Source organism: Shewanella waksmanii ATCC BAA-643 (assembly GCF_000518805.1).
In the GTDB taxonomy this organism is placed as follows: domain Bacteria; phylum Pseudomonadota; class Gammaproteobacteria; order Enterobacterales; family Shewanellaceae; genus Shewanella; species Shewanella waksmanii.
This window is the reverse complement of sequence record NZ_JAEH01000012.1, coordinates 22991-38697: the sequence shown is the minus strand read 5'-3', so window position 1 is coordinate 38697 and position 15707 is coordinate 22991. Positions and strand designations below refer to the sequence as shown.

Genomic DNA, 15707 nt, shown 5'->3' with positions numbered 1-15707 from the left:
TCAGCTTAATGGCTAAAATAAAGGCACGATATGCTACAAGTCACTCCAATCCCCGCTTTCAACGACAACTATATTTGGCTGTTACAACATACGGCTACAGGGCGCAATTATGTGGTTGACCCTGGCTGCGGTTCCACCGTGGCGAACTACTTACACCAGCACCAGTTAACCTTAGCGGGTATTTTGATCACGCATCACCATCAGGACCACACTGGCGGGATTAAGACATTACAAGCCAGGAGCGAAGCACCGATACCAGTATATGGCCCAAAGAAGGAAAATATTGCTGGCTTAACCCATACCATTAGCGATGATGATAAGCAGATAAGCTTAGATAACAATCTTGACGTGGACATCATTCACTTACCGGGACACACATTAGGCCATATCGCCTATAAAATTGGTCAGCATGTATTTTGTGGAGATACCTTGTTTAATGCAGGGTGCGGACGTTTGTTTGAGGGGACTGCTGAGCAAATGCATGCCTCACTGAGTAAATTAGCGGCGTTAGATGATGATACGCTATTTTATCCCGCTCACGAATACACCTTGAGTAACCTAGCCTTTGCGACTCAAGTCGACCCCGACAACGTTGCACTGAGTGATTATCTGCAGACTTGCCAACTGCAACGCCAGCAAAATAAGCCAACTTTGCCCACTAAACTTGCGACTCAGCTAAGCATCAATCCTTTCTTGCGCGTAGACAAAGAGGCGATCCAGTCCGCACTCTCAATACATTTTCAAACTCATATCGCGGATCCTGTGCACGCATTTGCGTTATTGCGCCAATGGAAGGACAGCGCTTAAGAAATGCTTTACAATGCTCGGCTAAAGTAAGTCCCCTACGCTATCTATCGGCGAATAGAGAGGGACAATATTGAGGAAATTTTTAGATGCGCTTACCTATCTTGGTTATCACAGGAGGAATCCTGCTGCTAAGTGGTTGTCAAACTTCACCCGATTTACCACAAGAACCACAAGCACCGGTAACAATTGCCCCACCTAAACCGCTTCCAGAGGTGGAAGTAGAACAACCCATTGCGGTTACTGATGTTTGGCAACGCATTCGTCTAGGGTTGAGCATGCCAGTCCCCGACCAAAAGCTAGTTAATCAATACCGCGATTGGTACATCAAGAACCCACAGCATCTTGCTCGCGTCTCACAACGCGCTACGCCGTTCATGTATCTGATTGTTGAAGAAGTAGAGAAACGCGATCTGCCAATTGAACTGGCACTTTTGCCGATTGTCGAAAGTGCCTTTGATCCGTTCGCATACTCTCATGGTGCCGCGTCTGGTCTTTGGCAGTTCACTTCTCCTATGGCAAGACACTTCGGCTTAGAGATGAATTGGTGGTATGACGGCCGCCGTGATGTACCCGCCGCGACAGTAGCTGCCATGGATATGATGGAATATTTATATGACCGCACCGGTGAGAATTGGTTATATGCCATCGCGGCATACAATACTGGCGAAGGCCGGGTTAACAATGCTGTGCGTAATAACAAACGTAATGGTAAATCCCACGATTTTTGGTCTTTGCGTTTACCCACCGAAACTCGCCGCTATGTGCCGCAACTGCTGGCATTAGCTGATGTGGTTGCCAATGCAGACAAATATGGTATCGAATTAACCCCAATCGCCAATGAACCACAACTTGAAGTAATCGATATTGGTAGTCAAATTGACTTAGCACTAGCCGCTGAATTTGCCGGTATGACCACAGATGAACTGCATAAAATTAACCCGGGCTACAACCGCTGGGCGACCGCGCCTGATGGTCCGCACAATTTGGTTTTGCCCATCGATAAGGCAGAGAGCTTTAAGCTTGAGTTGGCTAAAACCGATGAGAAGTCTCGCCTTAAATGGCAACGTTACCAAATTCAATCAGGTGATAGCTTAGGTGTTATTGCACGTAAATTTCACACTACCCCTTCAGCGTTAAAAGCGGTTAACGATCTTAATGGCAATACTATTATCGCCGGTCGCCATCTGTTAATCCCTGTCGCGACGCAGGATTTAAGCGACTATAACCTCAGCGCAGAACAACGCTTAGATCAGCACCAAAACCGTCAACGCAAAGGTGTTAAACTTGATTATCAAGTCAAATCGGGTGATTCACTTTGGAAAATTGCTAAGCAACATAAGATTAAGGTGAGCCAACTGGCGAGCTGGAATAATATGGCACCTAGCGATCCACTCAGAGTCGGGCAAAACATGGTAATTTGGACGCAGACCTCCGGTAATGGTCAGGGCGTAACCCGCACCGTAAATTACACTGTGCGCTCAGGCGATTCATTGGCCCGTATCGCTTCAAAATTCAAAGTACGCGTGGGTGATTTGGTGCGTTGGAATAGTTTAGACAAGCAAAAATATCTACAACCAGGTCAAAAGCTTAAGCTCTATGTAAATGTCACGGGCAATCGTGTTTAAGCGAGCTTTTACATGATTTCGCTAAGCATAAAAAAGGTTGCCAATAGGCAACCTTTTTTATATCCAACACAAGCTAAACGATGGTTCAATAACGCTTAAAATCCACCAAGCTTTTTAAACAAGCTGTCTTTTAACTTGTCTGTTTCTTCTTTAATCTTCGAATCAAGCAAAGCATCAGTATCTAAAGCAAACTTAGGTTCGGTGAAACTGCCACTGATAGCAAATGGAATCTCAACACCATGTAGCGCATCACGACCACCACCACCTTGTCCCTCAAGCGACCCGACCACAGAGGTCGTTAATGAATAATCAATTGTCTCACTAAGCAAGTTAGCACTGCCCTTACCCGCCAAGCGAATAAGCGGTGATGCCATCTCTAGGTCTTGATTACTAAAAACACCTTTAGCAATAGAGAAGCTGCCTGTCAGACTGGTAAAATCTGTTTTCTTCTCTTCGGCTTTACTACTTGAAAAGTCGCCACTCATTTTGGCTTGAGCATCACGGATCATTTGCGGAATATTAACTCCATAAAGTGCACCATCTAGCGCTGCAAACTTGCCTTTGGCGTTAAGGTTTCGCTTAATATTGTCAGTGATTAAGCTCTTACCATTACCAGATAGTTCAAAGTTTGTTTCGCCCGCCAACATATCAACCTCAGCCGCATCAATCAGTAGAGGCCTAATTTGTACACCGGTAATTTTCTTATTGAATTGATAACTGGCTACTTTTTTGCGGCCATCTAATTTAGCTGAAGCTTGCAACTTTCCTTCATAAAGTTGCGCCGTTAGTTTGCTGACACTTAACACGCCATTTTTCAAATTGGTATTCATCACCCATTTTTCAGTGGTTAAGTTACTGACTTTGACTGATTCTATGGTTAAATCAAACGTGCCATTGACCTGTTTAAGTCCACGAAGATCGGGCTCTGTTTGCGAGCCACCGGCCGGTTGACTCGGCTCTTTACCTTGTGCAGACGTACTGTCTGTACTAGCTAACAATTTGTCCAGGTCAACAGGCCCAACATCCAGCTTAGCGTTAACATTTGGCACTTTGTTTGCGAAGTTAACATCAACTTTACCGCTCGCACTGATATCTGCAGCACTGAATGATTTCAATTCTAGCTTAGCCATTTTCTGAGTAACATTAACTGACATATCTGTGGTTAAGTTAATCGTCATACTGCCTTGTGGGATCGACTTACCACTGACACTATTACTCACCTTTAAATCGGTTAGCTCATACTCACTAAAGTCACTGGAAATTTTAACTTGTCCCTCGCCTTCGCTGGTAACCAACATATCCGGCAGTTGCCCTTTAAATTGGTAACTCAATTTGGCAAATTCATCTAAAGTAAATTGACTCAACTGGATGCTAGCGAGTTCAAAGGTCTGGGTGACGCCCGTTGCTTGATCAAATGTTTCTACTTGGGTGTTAGTGATATTAATGCCACCAATATCAATAGAGGAAATAGCGATACCCGATGACTCAGCTGCCGGTGTAGATGGTTGTGGTTCTACCTGAGCATTGCCACTATCGGCTAGGCCATCAAAACTGCTGCGGCCATCTTTGTAGGTCGCAAGATTAACAGTCAACCCGTCTAGGCTGATCTCTTCTATTTCTACTTGCTTGCTCAATAGTGGCATTAACGCCACACTGGCTACCACTTGGTTCACAGCCAGCATATTTGCTTTATCAAAGCCTTGGGGATTTGACAGCGCAATGCCACCTAGCTTAATTCCAACGGAGGGGAAAAATGTCCACTCCAAATCCTCGTTGATTGTAAGTGTCCGACCCGTTTTATCTTTAACCGCATCCACAAGTTGCGGTTTAAAGTCATTGGGGTCAAAAACTAAGGTAAGATAGGCCGCTAGCGACACAAATAGCAGCAACACTGCTACCAAAATCCACTTTACTACTTTCATACTCGAATCCATCCAACAGTTAAATAGCGTGTAATAATCGTAACTTTAACATAAGCATAGCTGTTGAAACACGTGCTGCCTAGGCAAAAATTATGACCATCTCGTGATCGTATCCATCTAGAATACGAGCTGCTAGGTTCTGCCAAGATTAAATAGCTATTTAAATTAATATCAAACAAGATTTTACCACTATTAATAGTGATTGCTTGTAATAGTGATGACTTGATAGCCAAAAAATAAATATAATATAGACACCGTATTTATTTACAGACAATATTGTTTACTGATATATAATCATACGAACAAGCCACATTAATTAACCTTCCTAAAAAATGTTATTAAGAGAGCCGAAATATAATGAGCAAACAATATGATGTAGAGCAAGCATTAGCAGCGCTTGACAGCTATGGTAAATATAAAAAGTATGAAGGTTCTTTAGAAAATGCTAGAAACAAGGAGCAGATAGCAAAATATTTACAAACATTAGATCTTAGCTTGCGTAAAATGCTCATTTTACAAGAGTCGGTTAATGAACTTGTTGAAGACAAAAAGCGGTTAATTATTAAGCAAGAACACATACAAACATATAAGACTAAAGTGATCAATTTGTCTCGTCAGTTTAATATGAGCTACGACGAAGTTATTCAAGTGATGAAAACCCAATCCCAACAAAATTAACCGCCAGGATTGAGTTATCTTATACCCTATACTTTAAAGCTCGATACTAATTGCTCTAGCTGCGATGAACCTTGTTGTATCTGCTCGCTTGAATCGCCTATCTGAACACTTTTTTGCTGGTTCTCTAGTGAGATATCATTGATACGGGTTACATTCATATTTAGCTCAGCTATCACTGCACTTTGCTCTTCGGTCGCGGTTGCGATCTGAATATTCATATCAGATATTTGTCTAATCGATGATTTAATTACATGTAACGCTTCAACCACTTCAGAGGTTTCACTGACCGTTTCACTGGATTGCACTTTAGCTCTCTCAACCGATTTATTCACATTTTCAATAGAATCTCGAATCGCATCAATAATGCCGTTAATCTCTTGTGTAGACTCTTGGGTTCGGCTCGCGAGTGTTCTCACCTCGTCTGCAACGACCGCAAAACCGCGCCCAGCTTCGCCTGCCCTTGCCGCTTCAATAGCTGCATTTAGAGCTAGTAGATTGGTTTGCTCAGCAATACCTACAATCACGTCCAAGATCTGACCTATCTTGGCTGAATTAACTTGCAGTTCTTGAGCAACTTGCGATGTTGTTTCTAGCTCATCAGATAACACATTAATTTTTGATACGGCACCATCAACAACTTGAGTGGTCCGGTCCGCTTCCGTATCTGCGCTGGCCGCACTATCAGCAGCCAACTGTGCGTTTGATGCCACCTCTGACGCCGCCATCGACATTTCGTTAATCGCAGTGGCAACACTCTCGGTTTCTGTTTGCATATTGTCAGTCACTTTATTGGCTTGGGCCGAAATATCTGCAAGGCCAACAGCGAGACCTCGGCTGTGGCCAACGGAATCGGCAACGGATGCAACAACCGATTGAATTTTCGTAATGAATGCATTGAATCGCTCTGCCACCTCCTTGAGCTCATCAGCCCCATTTTCTTCTAACCTAAGTGTAAGATCGCCCTCACCCCTAGCGATATTTTCAAAGGCATGTATGGTCTGCTGCATTGGTCTAGAAATACTATGGGTGATGAAAAATAGCAGCGCCACAACAGGCAACCAGACAATGGCACCAATAAGTAAGTATTGCCAGGTAAAAGCATATTTTTGCTCATCAATATCATCAACATAAATACCTGTACCCGTGATCCAGCCCCATGGTTCGAAGCGTTTAACCACACTCATCTTTGGACTTGGCTCAGATGCATCAGGGCGGTTCCACATATATTCAACTTTAGTCCGCTCACTATTAGCCGTACCGGTAACCATCTCTTGGAACAACCTTACACCGTTAGGATCTTTCATCCCTAATACGTTGGTATTAACTAATTTTTTGGCAAAAGCATGCTGGACCATCACCCCTTGTCGGTCAATGGTCCAGTAATACTCCTTGCCCGCATAACGCAGTTTATCCAGCGCAGCTATAGCGCCGGCTTTAGCTTGCTCTTCACTTAGCAGTCCTTGTTGTGATTGCTCATAAAACCCTGCAATCACCTTCTCACCTACATCAGCCAATGAGGATAACTTGGCCTCTTTCTCTTCCATCAATAACTGCTCGATGGAGATCAATGCAAAAATAAACATTAATGCTGTAGCTAGAATAGACAGGCCCAGCATCAAGAACAGACGACTCGATATTTTAATCTTTCTAAACAGATTGTTAATTGAATCCATGGCTAGCCTCTTTCTAAAGAGTTTTTATAGTTAATGTTATAAACCTTGTTCATGGAGCGGTTTTTGTCAAAGTCATCAGCAATTAAAACGACAACTTTGTGGTTATTTTTCCACCAAACTTAAGCAGTTCAGCATTAATCCACTATATTTATAAGGTTAATGTTAAAACAGAAACTCAACTGGATGAATTCAACCTTAGTAAAAGGCGTAATGATCATGGCTGCCGTAGCCGTTGGTTATCTGCTGATGGCTACCAAGGAAGCTGCCCAAGTCAATGAGCAACAGACTGCTCGTATGGCTATATCGACCACGCCCTTGTCTGCACCAATTATTATTGCTCAAGAGCTGGATTATTTTACTGAGCAGAATATCTACGTAGAGCTGCAACCACTTCGCGGCGGCCACCTGTGCTTTGAAGCCTTAATGAAAGGCGATGCTGATCTCGCAACGAGTTCTGAGTCAGTTGTGATGTTTAATAGCTTTCGTCGCAGTGACTTTCGAATTATTTCCAGTTTTGTCGAGTCCGACAATGACATCAAATTGCTATCGCTCACCACAAGTGAGTTATCCACGCCACAACAGTTGCGGGGAAAGCGCATTGGTATGGTGCAATCAAGCGCCAGTGAGTTCTTTTTGTATGCCTACTTAATCATGACGGGCCATGCAGATTTATCCATTATACCAATTTATATGGCTCCACAAGATTTAGGCCCAGCGCTATTGGCCGGCGAAGTTGACGCGATATCTATTTGGGAGCCCTACGGCTATCGCCTGCATAAAGCCTATGGCGACAAGATTGCCAGCCTTAATAGTAAAGGCAGTTATAACCTGAGTTTTAATCTCATCACCAATACTCACAATAATCTTAGCGACGAGCAATTAGTGTCTATTCTCACCGCATTAAGAAAAGCTAGCCAATATATTGCGAGCTCTCCAGAACAAGCTAAACAGCTGGTTAGCGACTACCTTAACATCTCACCAAAACAGCTTAATTGGGGCTGGGAAGATTATATTTTTAGACTATCACTTAACAATTCATTAATTGCAAACCTGCAAACCCAAGCGCGGTGGGCCAAAGCAGCCAACTTAGTCGATGCCAAACAGTTGCCAGACTATAGACTGTTAATTGACGACAAATATTTAACTCAAGCTCTTTTAATTAATCGCGACCACTAGTTATCAACATGAATATTAAAAGCCAGATATTAACGCAACTTATTCTCGCAATTTTATTAGTGGTAATGATCAGTATTAACCTGTTTGGCTTAAAAGAGGTGCAAACTTATAGCTATGACAAACTCCAAAACGTCCTAGAGATCGAGCAATCTATCGCTAACCTCAAAGGCAAACTCTGGTTACTGCAGAAATACCAAGACACGGCAGCGCGTATTCAGGCAGATGAAGCGCGTAATCAACTAGGTCAATTACTGCAAGCTTTAAAGCTTGAAAGACCTCAAGAACAAATGCTTATAAACAATATAAAACGCCTTAATAGCACGCTAAATAGTCTACTGCGCTTGGCTGAGACCGCCCCCTCCACCAACAATGACACCAGCATTTTGTCAGCAACGGGTATGTTAACCGCCAGACTAAATACCACCATGCTATCAATGGGAGAAGAGCTGACTCAGTTACAACAACTTGTGATTGGCAATGCCCAATCGACCCAAAATAAATTACTCTATATCGTTGGCTCAACCCTACTGATTATCGCCTTGTTGGTGATTTCATTTAATTTGTTTACCTTAAGCCGCCTAAGAGCTGGCCAACGCATTTTCACTGACGAATTCAAGAAAATGGCTAAGGGTGATTTAGACAGTCAAGTTCATATTAGCCACAACAACGAGTTTAAAACCCTAGGGCAACATTACAATCAGATGAAACGCTCATTGGCGACTATCACTCAACGCAAAGAAGCACTTGCAAACGAGGTTGAAGCCCAAGCAAAAGCCTTAAAATCGCAGCACCTCAAGTTACAACATCTTGCAGAACATGATGATTTGACCGGCCTATTAAACCGAAGAGCCTTTGAAAGCCTCGCCGACAAGACTTTGAGCCGATGTAGACGGCACCATCAAGGGTTGGCACTACTGTTTATTGATATCGATAAATTCAAGCAGATAAATGATGTTTATGGCCACGGCGCCGGTGACGATATGCTAAAAGCTCTTGCACGTAGCATCACCGCCATGACAAGACAGGCTGATATTTGCTGCCGGCTTGGCGGTGATGAATTTATTATCTGTATCGAGCCGATTAAAGATCCAAGTGAAACATTAGTGATTGTTGAAAAACTATTTAGCCAAATTGATTTATATAATCAGCAAAATCACCATAAAAACGCGCTTCGCGCTCAGCATAGCGCAAAGCAAAACCCTGACAAAGTTGAACAACATCAACTGCAGATCAGTGTCGGCATCAGTTGTTTTCCCCATAACGGCGACAGCTTGCCACTGTTAGTTAAAACGGCAGACCACGCAATGTATCGCGCCAAAAAGGCGCAAGGTAACAGTTTTTATATAGCCGATAGCAGTCCAAACTTAGTCAGCGCCGACCAAACAACTCACCTCAGCAAAAAACCTAAGCGCCTATCTTCTTAGTGGCTGCCCGCCCAGAAAAATGTGCGCTTTTTCTTTGTCTTTTAGGTGACTTAAGCCAACGCCAGATCAGCAAGCCCGCTAGTATTAAGATATACACAATCGGTTCAATGATTTCTGACTTTACCGACCAGTAAAAATGCACCGGCACTGCCAATGCCAAAAAATAGATACTATTGTGCAATTGTTGCCAACGACGGCCCATCTTTCGGCGAACTTTGGCAAAAGACGTGATTGCTAGCAGAGCTAACAATAAAAAACAAACCGCACCGAGCAAGATATAAGGACGCTTAATCACTTCTTGAATAAGCAGATCCCAAGCAAATAGCAGATCAAAAGCAAAAAATGACATCACATGTAAGCAAGCGTAAAAGAATACGTATAAACCTAACAATCGACGCGTTTGCATCAATGCGCTAAAGCGCAGCGCTTTGGCCAGCGGGCTAACTAGCATGACAGCCACCAAGCTGTTAAGCGCCCCCATGCCGGTATAGTGAATAATATATTGCGCCGGATCGCCGCCCGCTTTATCCGCCAAAACTAGCAAAGTTAAATAGACTATCGGTAAAATAGCGAGCAGGTGAAACACCGTCTTCATCAGTAATATCTGTTTTGAGCTCAATCTCAACATCCACTCCCCCGCATTAATAATTACGGTGTAAATCTAAGCCAGAATACAAAGATGCCACTTCCTCTTGGTAACCATTGAACGGCAAGGTTGCAATACGTTTGGCCGAGAACAAGCCTCCTTCGCCAATACGACGTTCAGACGCTTGTGACCACCGTGGATGATCAACTTCAGGATTAACATTGGCGTAAAAGCCATACTCTTGAGGCGCCAATTGATTCCAGCTAGTGGGCGGCTGCTTATCCAATACCCGAATTCGCACAATGGATTTAATACTCTTGAATCCATATTTCCACGGCACAACCAAACGAATGGGGGCACCGTTCTGCGCGGGTAAGGTTTTGCCATACAAGCCCACCGCTAAAAAGCTTAAGTCATTCATCGCTTCCGCCAGTGTTAGCCCCTCAACATAGGGATAATGGATTCCGCCGCCCATTAGGCGGCTTTTCTGGCCGGGCATTTGTTCAGGATCATAAAGGGTTTCAAAGGCAATATGGCTTGCCGAGCTTTTCACCCCTGCGAGTTTAAGCAACGAACCTAAGCTAAATCCGACCCAAGGGATCACCATAGACCACGCTTCAACACAGCGTAAGCGGTAAATTCGCTCTTCCAATGGTAAAATACCGGTTAAATCATCAAAGTTTAACGTAATGGGCTTATCCACTAAGCCATCAATCTTTAGCTGCCAGGGGTTAACGTTAAAGCCCTGGGCATTATCGAGTGGATCGGTTTTACTGGTACCAAACTCATAAAAATTATTATGGCTAATAACCTTGTTCTCAGGGGTCAATAATTCATTGACTTCAAAACGACTGTTCTTACTGAAATCAAGCTTTTTGGTCACAAAAGGGTCTTGAGCTTTAGATTCACCAAAAAGATCAAACAATCCTGCTTGCACTTGACCTGGTAGTGATGCACCCACAGCACCTAGGCCTAACGCTTTAATGATGGCGCGCCTGTCATTAAATACTGCCTCTGGAGTCACCTGATTTTCTCTGATTGACCAGCGTGGCTTTTGTAAAATACCGCGTTTAAAATTTGATGCTGCCATTACTGTCGCCCTCATAAATTGTCATTCTTATTGATAGGATCGGACTTTAGCCAAAATTATTTCATTGTTTTTTAAACAAATGCTTAAAGGTTATTCATACGGGGATTAAACACTTGAAGATCACCTTGTTGCATGCCAATCTTACTGCACTTTTTCTTAGAGAGTCCGACTTCATGGCATTTGACCTCGCATTCACAGCACCACAGATTGCCGCATTCGCGGGAATCGCATTTCTAGGCTTATTAATTGGTGCATTACTGAACCAAAAACTCACCCGCCATCGTTGGCAACAAGTGCGCACCGAACTTGAGCAACTCCATTCTGATACGGTGGCAGAATTAGCGCAACAGATGGACACCCAAGACGCACACATTGACACTCTCACCAACGACAAGCAAAAGCTATCCGATAAGCTTGAACAGCAGCTCACGTTATTAGGCATGGCGCAACAGCAAGCCAATCGCACTGAAACATTAGAACAGCAGTTAGCTGATGCGCAGCGCAAACAGATTGAAACTCAACTAGCACTATCAAAATCTCACGCGATGGCGCAGACCCAACAAGCAACGTTTAATGTTGAGCAACAAGCTTTAGAAGAAAAAGTGGCCCACTTGAAAGAATCTGAGCAACGATTGACCACTCAGTTTGAAAACTTGGCCAACCGTATCTTTGACGATAAAAGTGAAAAGCTCAGCGTGCAGAGCCAAGCACAATTAGACAAGGTGTTAGCACCATTTAAGCAGCAAATTGAAGGATTTAGAAAACAAGTTCAAGAGTCCTACACCGTAGAGCAATCCCAGCGCAGCGCTTTTACCCATCAATTAGAGTCGCTCAAAGCGCTCAATTTACAAATGAGCCAAGATGCGACAAATCTGACGAAAGCCTTAAAAGGTGACAACAAGCAGCAAGGAAACTGGGGCGAAGTCATTTTAGAGCGAGTGCTACAAGAAAGTGGCCTGCGAGAAGGCCATGAATACCGAACTCAAACCGACTTAAAATCAGATAACGGCAAACGCTTTAAGCCCGATGTGATTGTACATTTACCCGAAAATAAAGACGTGGTTATTGATGCAAAAATGTCACTGGTGGCTTATGAACGCTATTTTAACAGTGATGATGAGGCAGAAAAGTCAGCTGCAATAAGCGAGCACTGCCAATCAATTCGTAATCATATTAAAGGTTTAGGGCTTAAAGATTACCAACAATTACATGGGCTCAACAGCCTAGATTATGTATTGATGTTCATTCCACTGGAGCCCGCGTTTTTACTCGCCCTTGAACACGACCCCAGCATTATCAACTTTGCCCTTGAAAAGAACATTATGTTGGTTAGCCCAACTAATTTACTGGTAGCGCTGCGCACCATCAATAACATTTGGCGTTATGAATACCAAAATCAAAATGCACAACATATCGCCAAACAAGCCGCAAAGATATACGATAAGCTGTGCGGCTATATAGACGATATGGAAAAGGTGGGCCGCGCGATAGATAGTGCAGACAAAAGCTACCAGAACGCAATGAAGAAGCTCGCTAGCGGTAAAGGTAATTTAGTCAGGCAAGCACACCAAATGCAGCAATTGGGCGTCGCCACCAGTAAACAAATTGAGCCAATCATGCTCGATACAGCACTCGATGAAACATTAGATGAAACGCTAGATGACAAATAGTCCGCTAAGCCAAAAGTGTCAGCAAGGATGCACATTTTAGCTTAGGCCATTAAATCCATTGATAGCAACAGAGGTAGTAATGCGCAAGGTGTTGTTTGCCCCAATCAATGTACTGTTGATCATCAGTTGGCTGCTAATGAGCAATCAAGTGGTTGCCCAGCCATTAACAGAGCAACAACAGCGCTATCTTGATGCCAGGAAAGCATTAGATAAGCGCCAACTTACGACTTATCAATCATTGCGAAAACAACTCGATGATTATCCTTTGGTGCCCTATTTAGACTTTCATGCTGATATCGAGAAGATTTTGAAAATGGACGGCGAACAAGCCGCCCAGGCCATTGAACAATTTAGACACACACCATTGTATAACAGCGCACGCTACCGATACTTAAAACGTGCCGGTAGCCAGCGGCGCTGGCAAGACTTCCTAGCGATAAGCCCACAGGCGCCGAATAATAAGGTGCTGCAGTGTTATTACTATCGTGCTCAGGTCAGCAAAGAACCGCAAATTGCCTATGCTGGCGCGGAAAAACTGTGGCTCCACGGGCGCTCACAACCTAAAGAGTGTGACCCGTTATTTAAACAGTGGGAAAAAGCAGGCTTACGCTCACAAGAGCTGATTTGGTCAAGGATGCTGCTGGCTTTTAATGCTGGTCAAACTAGCCTGCTTAAGTATCTAAGCCGCAAGATCACTCGGCATCAAGATCAGGCTAAGCGTTTGCTTGCAGTCTATAAAGACCCTCGTAGCCTGAGACATAAGAGCCGGTTTACTAAACAGGCTAAAATCAATGGCGATATAGTCGATGCCGGCCTTAGACGTTTAGCCAGAAAGGATGTGGTCAAAGCGGTCACGTTATTTGCCGATTACCAAAAAGCAGACCGATTTACCGACTACCAAGGACGCCAGCTTGGGCGTCACTTAATTCGCCGCGCCATTATCAAACAAGAAATGGGCTTGCAAAGCCTTGTCGATGAAATGTTGCCGCTGCTCGATTCTGACGATTTAGTCATTTTGCGGATTCGCTGGGCACTGCGGCAAAATGAACTCCAGCAAGTGCCGCAGTTTTTAGCCCTGCTCAGTGATGATAATCGCCATAAAGCACGCTGGCAGTATTGGTCACACCGACTTACTGAGCAACCTCAGGATCTTAGCAATTTAAGCACACAGCGAAACTTCTACGGATTTACTGCCGCTTACTTAACTGAGCAGCCCTTCAATATGGGCCATCAAGCAACGGAATCCGATCCACAAATTCAAGCGAAATTGAAAAATGATAAAGGACTGAGCCGAGTCACTGAGCTAATGGCCATCGACAAAACCATTGATGCCCGCGCAGAATGGATAATGCTATTAGGCCGCCATGATAAAAGCATTCAAGCACAATATGGCGCTTTGGCGGTCTCCAACCAATGGCATGATCTTGCTGTGCAAGCCAGCATAAAAGCCGGCGCCTGGAACGATATGACCATGCGCTTCCCTTTTGTTGAATCGCCACTATTCACCCAAGCAGCCGACCAACGCCAAGTAGACGTTGATGATTTACGCGCTATCGCACGCCGCGAGAGTGCTTATTATCCTTACGCCACATCGGGCGTAGGCGCCAGAGGGCTAATGCAACTCATGCCTGGCACTGCCAAAGATACCGCCAAACGTTATAAACTTAATTACCAAGGTCAGCGTAGCTTGTATCAAGCCCAGATCAATATCCCGCTCGGCAGCGCCTACTATGCCCAACTACTCAAGCAATTTGATGGTAACCGTGTGTTAGCCGCCGCAGCCTACAATGCCGGGCCGCATCGGGTAAAATCTTAGCTTAAAAAATCAGATGGCCAATTAGATGTAATGACTTTTATCGAGTCAATCCCATTTACGGAAACACGAGAATATGTACAAGCCTTACTCAGTTATCGAGTGATATACCAATTAAAACAACAAAAGCAGCCACAACTATTTAGCGAAGAAGAATGGAACAGAAAGTACTAGTTTGTTGCCAAAACCCAGATATATCATATGGTAAAAACGGCTAAATAAGTAGAATATTTAGCCACTTAAATCAGATATTAAAAGAAGAGTATTAACTTAATAGATAACCTGATATAAATGTTAATAATTCTCAATAACATCTAGATATTGGCAAGCAATGCTTAATTTACTTTCTCTGAGTATGGGATGTGAATACCAGCCTTTGGTTTTCACTGCAACGCAACAAATCGCTGGATATGAAGCACTATCTCGTTTTTATGACCAACAGGGAGTCCCTACCCCGCCGAATCAAATCTTTGAGCAACTTCATAGCCAAGACGAGCAACTCGCTAAAGTGGAGTACCACGCTAAATTGCTACAAATCGAACAGAGCAAACCCAAACTGCCGCTATTTCTTAACATCGACCCCCATGCGTTAGACACAGACAATACGCCGGCAATGCTTGCATTGCTTAGCAGCAGAGAAGCCACTACCGTTGAGATCATTGAGAACACTTGCATCAGCGATGCTCGGCGCTCAGAAAAACTGGTGGCGCAACTAAAGAAACAACAAATAGGTGTCGCACTTGATGACATAGGTGCACCACACTCTATGCTATCACTGCAGCTGTTGAGCCTAGTCGATTGCCTTAAATTTGATATCAGCTGGTTGCAACTACTCGATAAACCAGAACAGCGACAACTGTTCATCGCTTTACTCAACTACGCTAAAGCCAGCCATAAACAAACGGTGCTAGAAGGCGCCGAAACCCACAAACAACTGCAAATGGCCTGTGAATTAGGGGTAGATTTAGTACAAGGTTTTCTATTCAAACCCTGGTTTATTCAGCCACAGTCTAGACTAGCATTAAAAAAAATCCTCAATGAAAATATTGCCGTACCCCAGGCGGTAAACTTGTGCTCTGTTAGCTGAATATTAGTGGATCATTTGATTGTTATATCGCATAGTAAAATGAGTAATTAAAATTCATTGCCAATTAACAGGCTGATTAATTCAGCTACACAATGAATTCACGCTCAAATACTCGCCATTGAACACGAGTAACCAGCTAAGATTTATTGTTGTAAT

At 43.7% G+C, this 15707-nt stretch carries 11 protein-coding genes and 1 pseudogene; 8 read left to right on the top strand and 4 right to left on the bottom strand.

The window, feature by feature from the left end; all coding sequences use genetic code 11:
* The first annotated feature begins 30 nt into the window (after positions 1-30).
* Both gloB and L865_RS0107590 read left to right on the top strand, forming a co-directional pair.
* A complete protein-coding gene (gene gloB, locus L865_RS0107595) occupies positions 31-807 on the top strand; it encodes a hydroxyacylglutathione hydrolase (protein WP_028772685.1) in 777 nt (258 codons plus the stop codon).
* A gap of 86 nt (positions 808-893) precedes the next feature.
* Entirely contained in the window at positions 894-2432 is a 1539-nt protein-coding gene (locus L865_RS0107590) for a LysM peptidoglycan-binding domain-containing protein (protein WP_028772684.1), read from the top strand.
* A 95-nt stretch (positions 2433-2527) separates the two neighbouring features.
* On the opposite strand, the gene L865_RS0107585 is transcribed toward L865_RS0107590, so the two are convergent.
* Entirely contained in the window at positions 2528-4354 is a 1827-nt protein-coding gene (locus L865_RS0107585; RefSeq protein WP_028772683.1) for an AsmA family protein, read from the bottom strand.
* Between the two features lie 357 nt (positions 4355-4711).
* Here L865_RS0107585 and L865_RS0107580 point away from each other — a divergent pair, with 357 nt between their 5' ends.
* Entirely contained in the window at positions 4712-5032 is a 321-nt protein-coding gene (locus L865_RS0107580; protein WP_028772682.1) for a hypothetical protein, read from the top strand.
* Between the two features lie 26 nt (positions 5033-5058).
* On the opposite strand, the gene L865_RS0107575 is transcribed toward L865_RS0107580, so the two are convergent.
* Entirely contained in the window at positions 5059-6705 is a 1647-nt protein-coding gene (locus L865_RS0107575) for a methyl-accepting chemotaxis protein (RefSeq protein WP_028772681.1), read from the bottom strand.
* A gap of 183 nt (positions 6706-6888) precedes the next feature.
* Here L865_RS0107575 and L865_RS0107570 point away from each other — a divergent pair, with 183 nt between their 5' ends.
* Both L865_RS0107570 and L865_RS0107565 read left to right on the top strand, forming a co-directional pair.
* Positions 6889-7881: an ABC transporter substrate-binding protein gene (locus L865_RS0107570; protein ID WP_028772680.1), complete on the top strand. Its 993-nt coding sequence runs from the start codon at positions 6889-6891 to the stop codon at positions 7879-7881.
* Positions 7882-7889: 8 nt separating this feature from the next.
* On the top strand, positions 7890-9305 hold the full coding sequence (locus tag L865_RS0107565) for a diguanylate cyclase (RefSeq protein ID WP_028772679.1): 1416 nt from the start codon (positions 7890-7892) through the stop codon (positions 9303-9305).
* Here the strand turns inward: L865_RS0107565 and msrQ are convergent.
* Together msrQ and msrP are read right to left on the bottom strand one after the other, a co-directional pair.
* Positions 9286-9933, bottom strand: coding sequence for a protein-methionine-sulfoxide reductase heme-binding subunit MsrQ (gene msrQ, locus L865_RS0107560; protein WP_028772678.1), 648 nt, complete (start codon positions 9931-9933; stop codon positions 9286-9288). The genes L865_RS0107565 and msrQ overlap by 20 nt on opposite strands.
* 13 nt (positions 9934-9946) lie before the next feature.
* The gene (msrP, locus tag L865_RS0107555; RefSeq protein ID WP_028772677.1) at positions 9947-10981 is read right to left on the bottom strand and encodes a protein-methionine-sulfoxide reductase catalytic subunit MsrP; all 1035 of its coding nucleotides are present in this window, start codon (positions 10979-10981) and stop codon (positions 9947-9949) included.
* Positions 10982-11154: 173 nt separating this feature from the next.
* On the opposite strand from msrP, the gene rmuC reads away from it, so the two are divergent.
* The 3 genes and pseudogenes from rmuC (at position 11155) to L865_RS23335 (ending at position 15551) form a co-directional block, all read left to right on the top strand.
* Positions 11155-12651: a DNA recombination protein RmuC gene (rmuC, locus tag L865_RS0107550; RefSeq protein WP_028772676.1), complete on the top strand. Its 1497-nt coding sequence runs from the start codon at positions 11155-11157 to the stop codon at positions 12649-12651.
* A gap of 79 nt (positions 12652-12730) precedes the next feature.
* Positions 12731-14638, top strand: a pseudogene (locus L865_RS23340) (transglycosylase SLT domain-containing protein).
* A 157-nt stretch (positions 14639-14795) separates the two neighbouring features.
* Complete coding sequence (locus L865_RS23335) at positions 14796-15551, top strand: EAL domain-containing protein (RefSeq protein ID WP_051484506.1); 756 nt, start codon at positions 14796-14798, stop codon at positions 15549-15551.
* The last annotated feature ends 156 nt before the right edge of the window (positions 15552-15707 follow it).

Bases quoted from the DNA above. Each gene is read 5' to 3' on its own strand.
- rmuC (WP_028772676.1), top strand. From the start codon at position 11,155: ATGGCATTTGACCTCGCATTCACAGCACCACAGATTGCCGCATTCGCG.
- L865_RS0107590 (WP_028772684.1), top strand. From the start codon at position 894: ATGCGCTTACCTATCTTGGTTATCACAGGAGGAATCCTGCTGCTAAGT.
- L865_RS23335 (WP_051484506.1), top strand. From the start codon at position 14,796: ATGCTTAATTTACTTTCTCTGAGTATGGGATGTGAATACCAGCCTTTG.
- gloB (WP_028772685.1), top strand. From the start codon at position 31: ATGCTACAAGTCACTCCAATCCCCGCTTTCAACGACAACTATATTTGG.
- L865_RS0107580 (WP_028772682.1), top strand. From the start codon at position 4,712: ATGAGCAAACAATATGATGTAGAGCAAGCATTAGCAGCGCTTGACAGC.
- L865_RS0107565 (WP_028772679.1), top strand. From the start codon at position 7,890: ATGAATATTAAAAGCCAGATATTAACGCAACTTATTCTCGCAATTTTA.
- L865_RS0107585 (WP_028772683.1), bottom strand. From the start codon at position 4,354: ATGAAAGTAGTAAAGTGGATTTTGGTAGCAGTGTTGCTGCTATTTGTG.
- msrQ (WP_028772678.1), bottom strand. From the start codon at position 9,933: ATGTTGAGATTGAGCTCAAAACAGATATTACTGATGAAGACGGTGTTT.
- msrP (WP_028772677.1), bottom strand. From the start codon at position 10,981: ATGGCAGCATCAAATTTTAAACGCGGTATTTTACAAAAGCCACGCTGG.
- L865_RS0107570 (WP_028772680.1), top strand. From the start codon at position 6,889: ATGAATTCAACCTTAGTAAAAGGCGTAATGATCATGGCTGCCGTAGCC.
- L865_RS0107575 (WP_028772681.1), bottom strand. From the start codon at position 6,705: ATGGATTCAATTAACAATCTGTTTAGAAAGATTAAAATATCGAGTCGT.